At 76.0% G+C, this 14,704-nt stretch carries 15 protein-coding genes; 2 read left to right on the top strand and 13 right to left on the bottom strand.

The annotated features are described in order from the left end of the window. Positions 1 to 76: 76 nt before the first annotated feature. The 9 genes from ACI79E_RS01510 to ACI79E_RS01550 all read right to left on the bottom strand — a co-directional run bounded on the left by ACI79E_RS01510 (position 77) and on the right by ACI79E_RS01550 (position 8,417). Positions 77 to 403 (bottom strand): hypothetical protein, encoded by a 327-nt coding sequence (locus tag ACI79E_RS01510; protein ID WP_456930775.1) that lies wholly within the window; start codon positions 401 to 403, stop codon positions 77 to 79. Between the two features lie 397 nt (positions 404 to 800). Then, entirely contained in the window at positions 801 to 1,154 is a 354-nt protein-coding gene (locus ACI79E_RS01515) for a histone-like nucleoid-structuring protein Lsr2 (RefSeq protein WP_456921509.1), read from the bottom strand. A 146-nt stretch (positions 1,155 to 1,300) separates the two neighbouring features. Beyond that, positions 1,301 to 2,809 carry a lysine--tRNA ligase gene (lysS, locus tag ACI79E_RS01520; protein ID WP_456930776.1) on the bottom strand — a complete coding sequence of 503 codons (1,509 nt, stop codon included), beginning with the start codon at positions 2,807 to 2,809 and terminating at the stop codon, positions 1,301 to 1,303. 11 nt (positions 2,810 to 2,820) lie between these two features. After that, entirely contained in the window at positions 2,821 to 3,627 is an 807-nt protein-coding gene (locus tag ACI79E_RS01525) for a type III pantothenate kinase (protein WP_456930777.1), read from the bottom strand. 3 nt (positions 3,628 to 3,630) lie between these two features. After that, positions 3,631 to 4,533 carry a carboxylating nicotinate-nucleotide diphosphorylase gene (nadC, locus tag ACI79E_RS01530; protein ID WP_456930778.1) on the bottom strand — a complete coding sequence of 301 codons (903 nt, stop codon included), beginning with the start codon at positions 4,531 to 4,533 and terminating at the stop codon, positions 3,631 to 3,633. Positions 4,534 to 4,538: 5 nt separating this feature from the next. Then, complete coding sequence (locus ACI79E_RS01535; RefSeq protein ID WP_456930779.1) at positions 4,539 to 6,212, bottom strand: L-aspartate oxidase; 1,674 nt, start codon at positions 6,210 to 6,212, stop codon at positions 4,539 to 4,541. Then, on the bottom strand, positions 6,209 to 6,622 hold the full coding sequence (gene panD / locus ACI79E_RS01540; RefSeq protein WP_456930780.1) for an aspartate 1-decarboxylase: 414 nt from the start codon (positions 6,620 to 6,622) through the stop codon (positions 6,209 to 6,211). Before panD ends, ACI79E_RS01535 begins: the two co-directional genes overlap by 4 nt. Before the next feature lie 8 nt (positions 6,623 to 6,630). Then, a complete protein-coding gene (gene panC / locus ACI79E_RS01545; protein WP_456930781.1) occupies positions 6,631 to 7,476 on the bottom strand; it encodes a pantoate--beta-alanine ligase in 846 nt (281 codons plus the stop codon). Next, the gene (locus ACI79E_RS01550) at positions 7,473 to 8,417 is read right to left on the bottom strand and encodes a Rossmann-like and DUF2520 domain-containing protein (protein ID WP_456930782.1); all 945 of its coding nucleotides are present in this window, start codon (positions 8,415 to 8,417) and stop codon (positions 7,473 to 7,475) included. Before ACI79E_RS01550 ends, panC begins: the two co-directional genes overlap by 4 nt. Before the next feature lie 255 nt (positions 8,418 to 8,672). Between ACI79E_RS01550 and ACI79E_RS01555 the strand changes: the two genes are divergently transcribed. Then, a complete protein-coding gene (locus tag ACI79E_RS01555) occupies positions 8,673 to 9,425 on the top strand; it encodes an SDR family oxidoreductase (RefSeq protein ID WP_456930783.1) in 753 nt (250 codons plus the stop codon). Positions 9,426 to 9,465: 40 nt separating this feature from the next. Here ACI79E_RS01555 and ACI79E_RS01560 read toward each other — a convergent pair whose 3' ends face one another. The 4 genes from ACI79E_RS01560 to ACI79E_RS01575 all read right to left on the bottom strand — a co-directional run bounded on the left by ACI79E_RS01560 (position 9,466) and on the right by ACI79E_RS01575 (position 13,520). Further along, positions 9,466 to 10,779, bottom strand: coding sequence for a DUF6779 domain-containing protein (locus tag ACI79E_RS01560; protein WP_456930784.1), 1,314 nt, complete (start codon positions 10,777 to 10,779; stop codon positions 9,466 to 9,468). A 104-nt stretch (positions 10,780 to 10,883) separates the two neighbouring features. Further along, positions 10,884 to 11,903 (bottom strand): glycine betaine ABC transporter substrate-binding protein, encoded by a 1,020-nt coding sequence (locus tag ACI79E_RS01565; RefSeq protein ID WP_456930785.1) that lies wholly within the window; start codon positions 11,901 to 11,903, stop codon positions 10,884 to 10,886. A 157-nt stretch (positions 11,904 to 12,060) separates the two neighbouring features. Next, on the bottom strand, positions 12,061 to 12,792 hold the full coding sequence (locus tag ACI79E_RS01570) for an ABC transporter permease (RefSeq protein WP_456930786.1): 732 nt from the start codon (positions 12,790 to 12,792) through the stop codon (positions 12,061 to 12,063). Then, positions 12,789 to 13,520 carry an ABC transporter permease gene (locus tag ACI79E_RS01575; RefSeq protein WP_456930787.1) on the bottom strand — a complete coding sequence of 244 codons (732 nt, stop codon included), beginning with the start codon at positions 13,518 to 13,520 and terminating at the stop codon, positions 12,789 to 12,791. The genes ACI79E_RS01570 and ACI79E_RS01575 overlap by 4 nt, the downstream gene beginning before the upstream one ends. A 3-nt stretch (positions 13,521 to 13,523) precedes the next feature. Here ACI79E_RS01575 and ACI79E_RS01580 point away from each other — a divergent pair, with 3 nt between their 5' ends. Then, the gene (locus ACI79E_RS01580; protein WP_456930788.1) at positions 13,524 to 14,702 is read left to right on the top strand and encodes an ABC transporter ATP-binding protein; all 1,179 of its coding nucleotides are present in this window, start codon (positions 13,524 to 13,526) and stop codon (positions 14,700 to 14,702) included. Positions 14,703 to 14,704 lie beyond the last annotated feature (2 nt).

Genomic DNA, 14,704 nt, shown 5'->3' on the forward strand with positions numbered 1-14,704 from the left:
GGTGCCCGGACGGTGTTCCGGCCCGGTTACGCCGTGAGCGGACGCCCGTGGGACCGGCGTGCGATCGCGCCGGAGGTCACTCGACGAGCAGTCGCACGCCGTCGGCCGCGAGCCGGTCGGCGAGGTCGGCGAGCACCGCCCGCGCCTCGGCGTCCACCGTGGCCGACGGGCCGATCCGGACGGTCACCTGCAGGTGCCCCTGCCGCTGCAGCGCGACGACGCTCCCGCGGAGGAGGTCGGCGGCGAGTGCGTCCAGGTGGCCGCGGGTCCGGATGAGCCCGTGGTGCTGGTCCACGGTCGCGGTGAACGAGGGCGCGCACGGCGGGGCGGCGTCCACCCCCGCCCACTGGTCGACGGGGTCGCTGCCGTCGGCGGCGGTCGTCGAGGCCGCACCGGAACTCACATCCGGATCCTGACGGTTCCGTTCGCATTCCCCCAGGGACCTTCGTCCCTGTCTCCGCAGGTCAGGCCCCCGACCGACCGGGGAACGGCGACGGCCCGGCCCCCGAAGGGGACCGGGCCGTCGTGGTCCACCTGTTGCGACCCCGTCCCGGGGCCCGCCCCGAGCGCGCGAGGGGTGGGGAGGACGGGGTCACCCCTACGCTCCTGGCCCCGTCCCGGGGCCCGCCCCGAGCGTGCGAGGGGTGGGGAGGACGGGGTCACCCCTACGCTCCTGGCCCCGTCCCGGGGCCCGCCCCGAGCGTGCGAGGGGTGGGGAGGACGGGGTCACACCTACGCTCCTGGCCCCGTCCCGGGGCCCGCCCCGAGCGTGCGAGGGGTGGGGAGGACGGGGTCCTTTCTCAGTGCGCGGCCTCGTAGGCCTCGACCACGCTGGCCGGGATGCGGCCGCGGTCGCTGACCGCGTGGCCGTTCTTGCGGGCCCAGTCGCGGATGGCGCCGGCCTGCTCGCGGTCCATCCGGCCGCCGCCACCGGTCGCCCGCGAGCGCCCGCCACCGGAGGCGCGCCCGCTGCCGCGGCCCACCTTCCGGGCGGCCTGCACGTAGCGGGAGAACGCCTCGCGCATCTCCTCGGCGTTCTTCTCCGACAGGTCGATCTCGTAGTTGGTGCCGTCGAGAGAGAAGCTCACGGTCTCGTCGGCCGGCAGGTTCTCGTCGAGGTCGTCACTGAGGATCACCTGGACCTTACGAGCCATTCCTGTTCCCCACTCCCTGTATCCCCGGATTCCCGGGCCGTTTTGTCACCCCTTGAGAGGCGACCGGATCGACACCCCGGACCATAGTGCATTCAGTGCGCTTTTCGGTACACCGCACACAATGGGGTGAAACGGGACACACGAGTTCAGCTGGAAATCGGCCGCACGAGTGGGAAGAGGATGGTCTCGCGGATTCCCAGACCGGTCAGCGTCATCATGAGCCGGTCCATGCCCATGCCCATGCCGCCCGTGGGCGGCATCCCGTACTCGAGCGCCTCGAGGAAGTCCTCGTCCAGGGCCATCGCCTCGGGGTCACCGGCCGCCGCCAGCGCGGCCTGGGCGGTGAAGCGCTCCCGCTGCGCGACGGGGTCGACCAGCTCGGAGTAGGCGGTGGCCCGCTCGACCCCGGCGATGTAGAGGTCCCACTTCTCGGCCAGCCCGGGCTGCGACCGGTGCGCGCGGGTCAGCGGCGAGGTGTCCAGCGGGTAGTCGATGACGAAGGTCGGCGACCGGAGGGTGTCCTGCACCAGCGCCTCGAACAGCTCCTCGACCACCTTGCCGGGCACCCATGCCGGGTCCACGCCGACGTCGTGCCGCTCGGCGATGGCCCGCAGGCGCTCGACCGGCGTCTCGGGGGTGACCTCCTCGCCGACGGCGTCGGACACCGCCGTGTAGAGGGGGATCTGCGGCCACTCCCCCGACAGGTCGATCTCCGTGCCGTCGTTGTGCCGCGCCACGTGGTCCCCGAACAGTGCCGCGCAGCATTCCTGGGTGAGTTCGCGCGTCAGCGTCGCCATGACCTGGTAGTCGGCGTACGCCTGATATGCCTCGAGCATCGCGAACTCCGGCGAGTGGGTGCTGTCGGCGCCCTCGTTGCGGAAGTTGCGGTTGATCTCGAACACCCGGTCCAGGCCGCCGACGATGCAGCGCTTGAGGAACAGCTCCGGTGCGATGCGCATGTACAGGTCGAGGTCGAAGGCGTTCATGTGGGTGCGGAACGGCCGCGCCGCCGCACCGCCGTGCACGGTCTGCAGCATCGGCGTCTCGACCTCGAGGTAGCCGCGGGAGACCAGGCCGGTGCGCAGGGTGGACATCACCGTGGCCCGCTGGCGCACGGTGCGGCGGGCCTCGTCGCGCACGATCAGGTCGACGTAGCGGCGGCGGACCCGCAGCTCCTCGCTCATCGGCTTGTGCGCCACCGGCAGCGGGCGCAGCGCCTTGGCGGTCATCTGCCAGGAGTCGGCGAACACCGAGAGCTCGCCGCGGCGCGACGTCCCGACCTCCCCGGTGACCAGGACGTGGTCGCCGAGGTCGATGTCGGACTTCCAGGCGGCGAGGGACTCCTCGCCCACCCGGTCGCGGGAGAGCATGACCTGCAGCTCGGCGTCCCCCTCGCGCAGGGTCGCGAAGCACAGCTTGCCGGTGTTGCGGGAGAAGATGACCCGCCCGGTGACCCCGACGGTCACGCCGGTCATGGTGTCCGGCGGGAGGTCGGGGTGGGCCGCGCGGACCTCGGCCAGCGTGGTGGTCCGGGCCACGGCCACCGGGTAGGGGTCGACGCCGCCGTCCCGCAGCCGGTCGAGCTTGGCCCGGCGGACCCGGAGCTGCTCGGGGAGTTCGTCGACGTCGTCGGCCACGGGCGGTGCCTCACTCACGGGGGACCAGCCTACGGGGACGCCGGACGCCGCCCCGCCCCCTGCTGCCGTTCGAAGGCCAGCCGCAGCCCGTGGACGGTGAGGTCCGGCTCGCGCTCGCCGATGGAGCGGCAGCTGTCGGCCACCAGGGGGGCCAGCCCGCCGGTGGCGACCACGACCGGGTCGCGGCCGAACTGGGCGACCAGTTCCGCGGCGATCCGCGACACCAGCCCGTCGACGAGGCCGGCGAAGCCGAGCACCAGCCCGGACTGCAGCGCCGCCACGGTGTTCTTGCCGATGGCGTGCGCCGGCACGGTGAGCTCCACCGAGCGCAGCTGCGCGGCCCGGGTGGCCAGCGCCTCGAGGCTGACCTCGACGCCGGGGGCCAGCGCCCCACCGAGGAACTGCCCGTCGGGGCCGACGGCATCGACGTTGGTCGACGTGCCGAAGTCGACCACCACGACCGGGCGGGAGGCCCCGTCGGGGCCGCGGCCGAACAGCTCGTGCGCGGCCAGCGCGGTGACCACCCGGTCGGCGCCGACCTCGCGGGGGTTGTCCACGTGCAGCGGGACGCCGGTCCGGACGCCGGGGCCGATGAGGACCACCGGCACGTCGAGGGAGTCCAGCAGCTGGCGCAGCGCCGGCAGCAGGGCGGGCACCGTGGAGCAGGCGGAGACACCGGTGACCGGCGTGTCGCGCAGCAGGCCGCGCCAGAGCATCCCCAGCTCGTCGGACGTCGCCCGCGGCGCGGTGGTGACCCGCCAGCAGCCCACCCGCCGCGGGCCGTCGAAGGTGGCGAGGACGGTCTGGCTGTTGCCGACGTCGACGGTGAGCAGCACGGCTCAGGCCCGCAGGTCGAGAGCGAGGTCGAGGATCGGCGCGGAGTGCGTCAGCGCGCCGACCGACAGGTAGTCGACGCCGGTCTCGGCCACCTCGCGGGCCACCTCCAGCGTCAGCCCGCCGGTGGCCTCCAGCTCGGCACGCCCGGCCACGAGGGCCACGACCTCCCGCAGCGCCGCGGGCGGCATGTTGTCGCAGAGCAGGAAGTCCGCGCCGGCCTCGACCGCCTCGACGGCCTGTACGGGCACGTCCACCTCCACCTGCACGGTCACCCCGGGCGCGCGCTCGCGGACGGCGGCGACGGCGGCGGCCACCGAGCCGGCGGCGGCGACGTGGTTGTCCTTCACCATCGCCACGTCGTAGAGACCCATGCGCTTGTTGGACCCGCCCCCGCAGCGGACGGCGTACTTCTCCAGCGGCCGCAGGCCGGGCGTGGTCTTCCGGGTGTCGAGGACGACCGCGCCGGTGCCCTCGACGGCGTCGACCCAGCGGCGGGTGAGCGTGGCGATGCCGCTGGCCCGGCTGGCGATGTTCAGCGCGCTGCGCTCGGCGGCCAGCAGCGCGCGCACCGGCCCGCGGACGGTCAGCAGGACGTCGCCGCGGGTCACCCGGTCGCCGTCGGTGGCGACCGCGGTGAGCGTCGCGCCGGGGGCCAGCCGGCTGAAGACCCGGGCCGCGACGGGCAGGCCGGCGACCACGCCGTCGGCGCGGGCGACCAGGTCGGCGGTGCCGAACTGGGTGGCGGGCACCGTGGCGGCGCTGGTGACGTCGTGGGCGACGGCGAGGTCCGGCGCGCTGGGCAGCGGGGCGCCACCGGTGAGGTCCTCGGCGAGGGTGCGCTCGACCAGCTCGGCGACCCACGCCTCGGTCAGGCCGGTGCCGCTCAGGTCGCGGGGATCGGTCACGGCGCTCACCACGGCTGCACCACCGGGGTGCCGACGGGACGGCGGGCCACCGACAGGCGCCCGTGCGGATCGAGCCGGATGTCCAGGTGCACCCGCCAGGCCTCCTCGGTGTCGGGGTGGTCCTCCCGCCAGTGGCACCCGCGGGTCTCCTCGCGGGCGGCCGCCGCGGCGGTGACGGCGCTGGCGACGGTGAGCAGGTCGGTGGCCTCCCAGCTGTCCACGCCGGGACCCACCCCGCCCAGCCCCGCGGCCAGTGCGGCCAGCCGGTCGGTCGCCTCGGCGAGGCCGGCGCCGCTGCGCAGGGCCGCGACCCGGGCGGACATCGTGTCGGTCACCTGCCGGCGACCGGCGGGGTCCAGCAGCCCCGACGGCGGAACCGCGGGGGACCGCACCGCGGCCGGCTCGGGCAGCCGGGCGGCCAGCTCGGCACCGATCCGGGCGGCGAACACCAGCCCCTCCAGCAGCGAGTTCGACGCCAGCCGGTTCGCCCCGTGGACGCCGGTGCAGGCGACCTCGCCGCAGGCGTAGAGGCCGGGCACCGTCGTCCGCCCGGCCAGGTCGGTGACCAGACCGCCGGAGGCGTAGTGCGCCGCCGGGGTGACCGGGACGAGGTCGGTGGCCGGGTCGACGCCGATGGCCAGGCAGCTGGCCGTGATGGTGGGGAACCGGCGGGCGACGTCGGGGACCGCGCGGGCGTCGAGCCACACGTGGGGGACGCCGTCGCGCAGCTGGATCCCGGTGATCGCCTTGGCCACGACGTCCCGCGGCGCGAGCTCGGCCAGCGGGTGGACGCCGACCATGAACCGCTCCCCCGCACCGTCGCGGAGCACCGCCCCCTCGCCGCGCAGCGCCTCGCTGACCAGCGGCTGCTGGCCGCGCGCGCCCGGGCCCAGGTAGAGCGACGTCGGGTGGAACTGGACGAACTCCAGGTCGGTGGCGACCGCTCCGGCGCGCAGGCCGAGCGCGACGCCGTCGCCGGTGGAGACCGAGGGGTTGGTGGTGGCGGCGTAGACCTGCCCCATGCCGCCGGTGGCCAGCACCACCGCGCGGGCGCGCACCGCGCCGACGCCGTCGGCGCTGCCCTCACCGAGCACGTGGAGGGTCACGCCGGCGGCGCGGCCGTCGGCGTCGGTCAGCAGGTCGAGCACCATCGCGTGCTCGACCAGGGTGACCCCGGGGTCGGCGCGGACGGCGTCCTGCAGGGCGCGCTGCACCTCGGAGCCGGTGGCGTCACCGCCGGCGTGCACGATGCGGTCGGCGGAGTGCCCGCCCTCGCGGGTGAGCAGCAGCCGGCCCGAGGCGTCCCGGTCGAAGGCCGCGCCCCAGTCCATCAGCTGGCGCAGCCGGTCGGGCCCCTCGTGCACCAGCGCGTCGACGGCGTCCGGCTCGCACAGGCCCACGCCGGCGACCTCGGTGTCACGGGCGTGCGCCTCGGGGGTGTCGGCGGGGTCGAGGACGGCGGCGATCCCGCCCTGCGCCCAGCGGGTGGACCCCGCGTCCACGCGCACCTTGGTGACGACGGCGACCGACAGCCCGGCGGCGCGGGCGTGCAGCGCGACGCACAACCCGGCGATCCCGGAGCCGACGACACAGACGTCGGCGGCGAGCTCCCATCCCGGCGCCGGCGCGGCCAGTCGCAGCGGGAGCCCGGTGACCGGGCCGGCCGCCAGCGTCGTCACCGAACCGGTACGCCGAGGTCGCTGCGCATCTGGTCGGTCGCGCCGGGCACGGGCGCCGACGGGTCGCCGCCGAGCTCGACGATCCGGTTGGCGCCGTCGACGTGCACGACCTTGGGGATGTAGGACTTCGCCTCGGTCTCGTCCATCACGCCGTAGCTGATCATGATGACGAGGTCGCCGGGGTGGACCAGGTGCGCGGCCGCGCCGTTGATCCCGATCACACCGGTGCCGCGCTCGCCGGGGATGACGTAGGTCTCCAGGCGGGCGCCGTTGGTGATGTCGACGATGGCGACCTGCTCACCCGGCAGCAGGTCGGCGGCGTCGAGGAGGTCCTCGTCGATGGTCACCGACCCCACGTAGTGCAGGTCGGCCTGGGTGACCGTCGCGCGGTGGATCTTGGACTTGAGCATCGTGCGCATCATGACGGGTCCCCCAGTCGGACAGCGGTGTTGTCGAGGAGTCGGGTGCTGCCGGCGCGGGCGGCGACCAGCAGGCGGGCCGGACCGGCGGCGGGCGCCGGGCCGAGGTCGGGGTCGGTGAGCTCGAGGTAGTCCGGGACGAGCTCCGGAGCGGCGGCCAGCACCTCGCGGGCGGCGGTCAGCACGGCGTCGGCACCCTGCGGGCCGGCGGCGGCACCGGCACGCAGCGCCCGGGACAACGCGGCCGCCGTGGCCCGCTGTCCCGGGCTGAGGTACCGGTTGCGGGAGGACAGCGCCATGCCGTCGTCCTCCCGGACGGTCGGGACGCCGACGACCTCCGGGCCCAGGGCCAGCTCGCGGGCCATGGCGCGGATCAGTGTCAGCTGCTGGTAGTCCTTCTCGCCGAAGAACGCGAGGTCGGGCCGGGTGAGGCCGAACAGCTTGGCGACGACGGTCAGGACGCCGGCGAAGTGGCCAGGGCGCACCGCGCCCTCGAGCACCCCGCCGAGCGGGCCCGGGTCGACGGTCACGCCCAGCGCTCCGGGCGGGTAGACCTCCTCCACCGGCGGGTGGAAGACCACGTCGGCGCCCTCCTCGGCCAGCGCGGCGAGGTCGGCGTCCCAGGTGCGGGGGTAGCGGTCGAAGTCCTCGCCGGGGCCGAACTGGGTGGGGTTGACGAAGACGGACACGACGACGCTGCCGGCCCGCTCCCGGGCGGCGCGCACCAGGGTCCGGTGGCCCTCGTGCAGCGCGCCCATCGTCGGGACCAGCGCGACCGGGCCGGGCAGGCCGGCCCGCAGCCCGGCCAGCTCGGCGGTGGTCTCCGCGACGTGCGGGGCGGTCACCGCGAGCCCATGGGGTCGGCGGCCTCGTACAGCAGGTCGAGCAGCGGGGCGCCCTCGTGCCGCTTGAGCCGGCCGGCGGCCAGGGCGCGCTCGGTGGTGCGCTGCGCCATGGCGACGTAGGCGGCGACGGACTCCGGCGCCCGGTCGGTGAGCGTGTCCAGGTGGTCGCGGACGGTGCCGACGTCCCCCCGGCTGACCGGCCCGGTGAGCCCGCGGTCGCCGCGGCGCAGCCCGTTGTCCAGCGCCGCGGTCAGCAGCGGGGCGAGCACGCGGGCGGGCTCGGTGACGCCAGCGGTGCGGAGCAGGTCGGCGGCCTCGGCGACGAGGGTGACCAGGTGGTTGGCGCCGGTGACCAGCGCGGCGTGGTAGAGCCGCCGGTCGGCCTCGGCGACGAAGAAGGGCTCGCCGCCCATCTCCAGGACCAGCGTCTCGGCGACGGGCCGGTGCTCGGGGGCGCTGGTGACGCCGAACGGGGCGCCGGCCAGCCGGTCGGTGTCCTCGGCGGCGCCGGTGAAGGTCATCGCGGGGTGCAGCGCCAGGGGCAGGACGCCGGCCCGGGCGGCGGGGGCGAGGACGGCCAGCCCGTGCGCCCCGGAGGTGTGGAAGGCCAGCTGGCCGGCGCGCCAGACGCCGGTCTCGGCCAGGCCGGCGACGAGGCCGGCGAGGGTGTCGTCGGGGACGGCCAGGACGACCAGGTCGGCGGCGCGGACCACCTCGTCGGTGTGCAGCAGCGGCACGCCGGGCAGCAGCCGGGCGGCGCGCTCGGCGGAGGCGGCGGAGAGGCCGGCGGCGGCGACCACGTCGTGGCCGGCGGCGGCGAGGGCGGCGCCCAGGACGGCGCCGACGCGGCCGGCGCCCACGACGCCGACGCGGAGACGGGCGGGAGCGGTGTCGGCCGGGAAGAGACCGGCAGCACGGGGGGTCCTGCGGGCAGCAGGCATCGGTGCACCTCTCGTTCCAGTCCCTCGCGGGTACCGGACTGGCAGGTCGTGGCCCCCTCCGTCGGAGGCCGGTGGGTGGTGCTGGTGGTGCTGGTGGTGCGGGCCGGCGCCGGCCCCGCTGCGACCGGCTGTGTCACGCGGGTGGAACGCCGAAGGCGAGTGTGTGACCGGCAGGCGACCGGTGCAACGCCTGGGGGCTGTGCGCTGGGTCACCTACCGTGTGCGCGGCACCCCGACGACAGCAGGAGGAGACGCGTGGGCACCCTCGAGAGACGGACCGCACTGGTCACCGGCGCCAGCCGCGGCATCGGGCTGGCGATCGCCCGCAGTCTGGTCGACCGCGGCGCGCGCGTCGTCGTGACCGCCCGCAAGGCCGAGGCCCTGTCGGAGGCGGTGCGCGACCTGGGCGGGCCCGACGTGGCGGTCGCCGTCGCGGGCAACGCCGCCGACCCGGGGCACCGGGCCGAGGCGGTGCGCACCGCCGTCGACACCTTCGGCAGCCTGGACATGCTGGTCGGCAACGTCGGGATCAACCCGCTCTACGGCCCGCTGGTCGACCTGCCGCTCGACGGGTTCCGCAAGATCCTCGACACCAACGTCGTCTCCACGCTCGGCCTGGTGCAGGAGGCGTGGCGGGCGTGGATGGCCGAGCACGGCGGCTCGGTCCTCGTCGTCGCGTCGGTCGCCGGGCTCAAGGCCTCGCCGATGATCGGCGCGTACGGGGTGAGCAAGGCCGCGCTGATCAACCTGGTGACCCAGCTGTCGGTGGAGCTCGGCCCCAGGGTGCGGGTGAACGGGGTGGCACCGGCGGTGGTCAGGACCCGCTTCGCCACGGCCCTGTACGAGGGCCGGGAGGCCGAGGCGGCCGCCCAGTACCCGGTCGGCCGGCTCGGCGAGCCGGCCGACGTCGGGGAGGCGGCGGCCTACCTGCTCGGCGACGGCGCCGGCTGGGTCACCGGCCAGACGCTCGTCCTCGACGGAGGCGCGCTGTCCCGCGGCCCCGCCTAGCGGCCCCCCGCGTGGGCGTGCGGGCGGTGGGGGTGCTCGTTCAGTCGGTGCGGCCGAGCACCCGGGAGAGGACGTCGTCGCCGTCGTCGTCCTCGCGGTAGCGGCGCCGACGGCGGGCTCCCGACGGCGCGGCGACGCCGTTCTCGGCGAGGATCTCGGCCAGCCGCGACGACCCCGTCCCCGGCTCGTCAGGGGCGGCCGGTGCCGCGGGCCGGGTCGGACCGGGCGCCGGCGAGCGGTCCGCGCCCAGGGCCGGCCGCTGCTCGGTCGGCTGCTCCGCGGGCACCGGTGGCCGGCGGTGCGGCCCGTCGGTGTGGCGGCGGCGCTGCTCGGGCTCCGGCACCCCCACCGGGGGCCGGGTGGGCCGCGGCCGCGGCGGGGCGGCGGCCGCGGCGTGCCGGGACCGGCGCGCGGAGTCGGCCTCCTCCGGCTCGACGAGGGCCCGCTCGGCCAGCCAGTCCAGCGGCGGCGGGGGTGGCGCGGTCGCGGCGACGGCGGCGGTCGCGGCCGGCTGCCCGGCGCGCACCCCGTCCCCCGGCCGCGCCCAGGCGTCGCCGGGGAGGTCCTCCGGCCGCAGCGCCGGGCGTGCCGCGGTCAGCTCCGAGACCGGTGCGGACCACCCCGCGGCGTCGATCGTGCGCGTGGCCGGGGGATCGGCGACGGAGCGGGACGACTGGGTGCGCAGCATGATCCGCTCGACGAGCATCTCGCCGGAGAGCTGCTCGGCGAGCTCGGTGCGCAGGCGGCCGACGTCGGCCCGCAGCTCGGCGAGCTGGGCGAGGTCACCCTGGAGGTCGCCGAGCCGGGACAGCCCCGCGCGCAGCTCGCCGAGGGCGGCGACGTCGCGACGCAGCTCGGCCACCTGCCCCAGGTCGCGGCGCAGCTCCGTGACCTGGGCCATGTCGCGGCGCAGCTCGGCGACCCGGGCGAGCTCGCCCCGCAGGGCGTCCAGCTCGGTGCGCACGGCCTGCTCGGTCTCGCGGCGCACGTCGTTCTCCGCCCGCAGCTCGGCCTCCCGCCGCGCGGCGACCTCGCGCTCCAGCTCGAGCTCGTAGGCCAGCCGGAGCTCGGCCTCCCGCTCGGCGGCCGCCCGCTCGACCGCGGCCAGCTCGCCCCGGTCGGCCGGCTCCCCGCCGCTGCGGCGCGAGGTGGCCAGCGCGGCGAGCACGAACGCCCACGCGGCTCCGACGACCGCCAGCCGCAGGACCTCCGGGTCGTCGGTGACGAAGACGACGACCGTGGCGGCGACGGCGAGCACGAACCCGGCGACCAGGCCGGCCGCCCGCAGCCTCGAGGGTGCCGGGCGAGCGGCCGGGGAGCGACCGGGCCGCGCGTCGTCCCGGTCGGCCCGCATGGGCTCCAGGGTAACGGTGCGCAGGCCCCCGATCACGTCACGAGAGGACGGGGCGCGGGCGGCCCCACCCTGGGCGTGCGCAGGGTGGGGGGAACGGGGTCCTCCTACTGGGCCAGCGCCCCGTCGGAGCTGAAGACCAGGCCGACGGAGATCTCGCCCTGCTGGAGCGCGGCCTTGGTCAGCGGGCCACCGGAGTCCAGCTCGCGGAACTCGGCGAACTGCAGTCCGTAGGTCTCCTCCAGGCCGGGCTGGCAGAACGGCCGCTCCGGGCACTCCGTGGGGCCGCCGAGTACCAGCGAGCCGTCCCCGCAGGCGTCGGCCAGCTCGGAGAGCGTCGCGACCCCCACCTGGTCGGCGAAGGCCTGGGTGACGGCGAAGGCGTTCTGGTCGGCGGCCTGCGACGGCTCGCCGAGGACCAGGCCGACCTGCTCCACGAGCGGCTGCACGGCGGTCAGCGTCTCCTGCGGGTCACTGCTGGCGACCGGGGCCTCCTGGGTGGCGTCGGGCCCGTTGACCTGCCGGTTGAGGGTCTCGGCCAGGGTGGCCAGGTACTCGGGGAAGACCTGGATCTCCGAGCCGGAGATCAGCGCCGGCAGGTACAGCTCCCGGTTGCCGACCTCGCGCACGGAGGCGTCGAAGCCCGCGGCGGTCAGCACGTCGGCGTAGACGTTGGCCAGGATGGTCGACTCGGTGAAGTTGGCGCCGCCGACGGCGATCGGGCCGCTGCCCTGCTCGAGGCCGTCGGTCACGCCGCTGTCCTCGACCCAGCCGGCGGCGACGTCCTCGGCGCTCTGCCGGTCGACGTCGACGGCGGCGTTGAGCTCGATGAGGTCCTCGGTGGTCATCGCCGCGGAGACCGCGTTCAGCGCGGTCAGCAGCGCCGGGTTGGCCTGGGCCGTCGCGGCGTTGACGGCGGGGACGACGTTGTCGGCGTTCTGCAGCCCGCGGTCGTCCTCGAGCACAACGAGCTGGTCCCCCGCGACCGGGGCGCAGGCGTCACCGGAGGCGGCGCTCCCCCCGCCACCACCCCCGCCGGTGCCCGACGAGCCGGACTCGCCGCAGGCGGTGGCGGTGAGCAGCACCGCCGCGAGGGCGAGGGGAGGGAGGATCCGGGTACGGCGCATGTCGCCCGCCTTCTGTGTCCCGTGCGACCGACCGGCCGCGACGCGTGTCTGGCGGGAGGAGCCCCGCGACCGACATGCAACTCCGCAGCCCACCGCGGGACCAACCCGCGGGGACAGCTGTTGCCCGGTTGTTACGAAGCGGCCCTGGTCAGCGGGCTCACAGCGGCACCCCGGAGGCGGTGGGCTCCGGCTGCCCGGCCGGGCCCCGGCGGACGCCGAGCAGCGGCAGCCGGCGCGGCCCCGGGGTCACCGCCCACGACAGCAGCACCAGCACGAGCTCGGTGAGCAGGGCGAGCGCGGCCACGAGGACCGCCCCGGCGATGATCTGGCCGAGGTCCTGCTGGCCGAAGCCCAGGTTGATGATCCGGCCGAGCCCTCCCCCGCCGACCAGCGCCGCCAGGGTCGCGGTGGCGACCACCTGCACCGCCGCCGTCCGGACGCCGGTCATGACCAGCGGCAGGGCCAGGGGGAGCTCCACGCGGCGGAGCATCTGGCCGCGGCTCATGCCCATCGCCCGGGCCGCCTCCCGGACGTCGCGGTCGACCTCGCGGAAGCCGACGAAGGTGTTGGTCAGCATCGGCGGGACGGCGAACACCGCCAGCGCCACGATCGTCGCGGCGTCGCTGAAGCCGATCGGGGTCACCGCGAAGACGGTGAGCAGCGCGAGGGTCGGCACCGCCCGGCTGACGTTGGAGAGCACGACGATCGAGCCGGCACCGCGGCCGCTGCGGCCCAGCAGGACCCCCGCCGGGAGCGCGACCACCGCGGCGGCCAGCACCGCGGCCGCCGAGACGGTGAGGTGCTGCCCGAGCAGGTCGAGGACCCCGCCGCTGCGGGTCCAGTTCAGCGGGTCGTTGAGGTAGACGAGGGCGTCGCCGAAGGCGCTCATGCGCGCGCCCTCGTCCACGGCGTCAGCACCCGCTCCACCCCGGCGAGCAGCACGTCGGCCAGCAGGGCCAGGAGCACGCAGCCGACCGCGCCGGTGACGATCTCGGCCCGGTAGAAGTTGGAGTTGAAGCCGCCGACGATCAACTGCCCCAGCCCGCCGTTGCCCGTGATGACCCCCACCGTGACCAGGGCGACGGTGGAGACGGTGGCGATCCGCAGCCCCGCCATGAACGCGGGGAGGGCCAGCGGCAGGTCCACCTGGAGGAACAGCCGGGCCGGGCCGTACCCCATCCCCCGGGCCGCCTCGCGGACGTCGTCCGGCACCGACTGCAGCCCGGCGAGGAAGTTCCGGACCAGGATGACCAGCGTGTACAGCGTCAGGCCGATGAGCACGGTCGTGGCCGAGAGGGGCCCGGTCAGCGGCGCGAGGAACGCGAACATCGCCAGCGACGGGATCGTGTAGACCACCGACGACAGGCCCAGCACCGGCCCCGACAGCAGGCGCGTGCGCCGGGCCAGCAGCGCCAGCGGCAGCGCGACGAGGGCCCCCAGCAGCACCGCGCCGACGGTGAGCCTGACGTGCTGGCCGAGGTACCCCACAATGGTGTGCCAGTTGTCGGTCACGTACGACGGGTCGAACCACGGGTTCGGCGCCCCGTCCGCCGCGAGCACCTGCCCGCCCGGGTCGCTCGCCGCGCCCAGCAGCGGGCGCGCACCCAGGGAGGCCACGTCGTGGACGCTACTGCCGCTCCGCCCGCCCCCACCACGGCGCACCCCGCACACGCCGGGGACGGTGCCGCCCAGGAGATCCGCCTGGACGGGGTCGGCAAGGTCTACCCGGACGGCACGGTCGCCGTCGCGGAGCTGGACCTGACCTTCGCCGCCGGGGAGTTGTCGGTGCTGGTCGGGCCGTCGGGCTGCGGCAAGACGACGACCATGAAGATGATCAACCGGATCATCGAGCCCTCGGCCGGGCGCATCCTGATCGGCGGGGAGGACGTCACCCGCGTCGACGCCGACCGGCTGCGCCGCCGCATCGGGTACGTCATCCAGAGCGTGGGTCTGTTCCCCCACCAGACGGTGCGCACCAACGTCGGCACCGTCCCCCGCCTGCTCGGGTGGGACAGGCGGCGCACCCGTGCCCGGGTCGACGAGCTGCTGGCGACGGTCGGCCTCGACCCCGCCGTCCACGGGGACCGCTATCCCGCCCAGCTCTCCGGCGGACAGCGGCAGCGCGCCGGGGTGGCCCGCGCCCTGGCCGCCGACCCCGCCGTCCTGCTGATGGACGAGCCGTTCTCGGCCGTCGACCCGGTGGTGCGCGAGCGGCTGCAGACGGAGTTCCTGCGGCTGCAGGAGACGGTGCGCAAGACGATCGTGTTCGTCACCCACGACATCGAGGAGGCGGTGCGGCTCGGCGACCGCATCGCGGTGATGAGCAGCGGGGGGCGGGTCGAGCAGTTCGCGCCGCCCGCCGAGCTGCTGGGCCGCCCCGCCAACGACCGCGTGGCCGACTTCGTCGGCGCCGACCGCGGGCTCAAGCGGCTGGCGGTCACCGCCGTCGACGCCGCCGACCTGGAGCAGCCACCGGTCCTGCACGCCGCCGACGGCCTGGCCGACGCCGGCGCGGTGCTGGACCGGGCCGGCGCCACCTGGGCGGTGGTCCTGGACGGGGCGCGGCCGGCCGGGTGGCTGCCGGCGTCCCGGGCCGTCGGGGCCGGGACCGTGGCCTCGGCGATGTCCCCCGGCGGGGACACGGTGCCGGTCGGGGCCCCGCTGAAGACGGCGCTGGCGACGATGCTGCAGTCCGACGCCGGCTGGGTCGCGGTCGTCGACGGGGACCGCTACCTGGGCGTCCTCACGCCCGGCTCCCTGCACGCCGCCCTGCGCCGGTCGGTCACGTCGTCGTCCTGACG

The sequence above is a fragment of the Geodermatophilus sp. SYSU D00079 genome, from assembly GCF_054050635.1.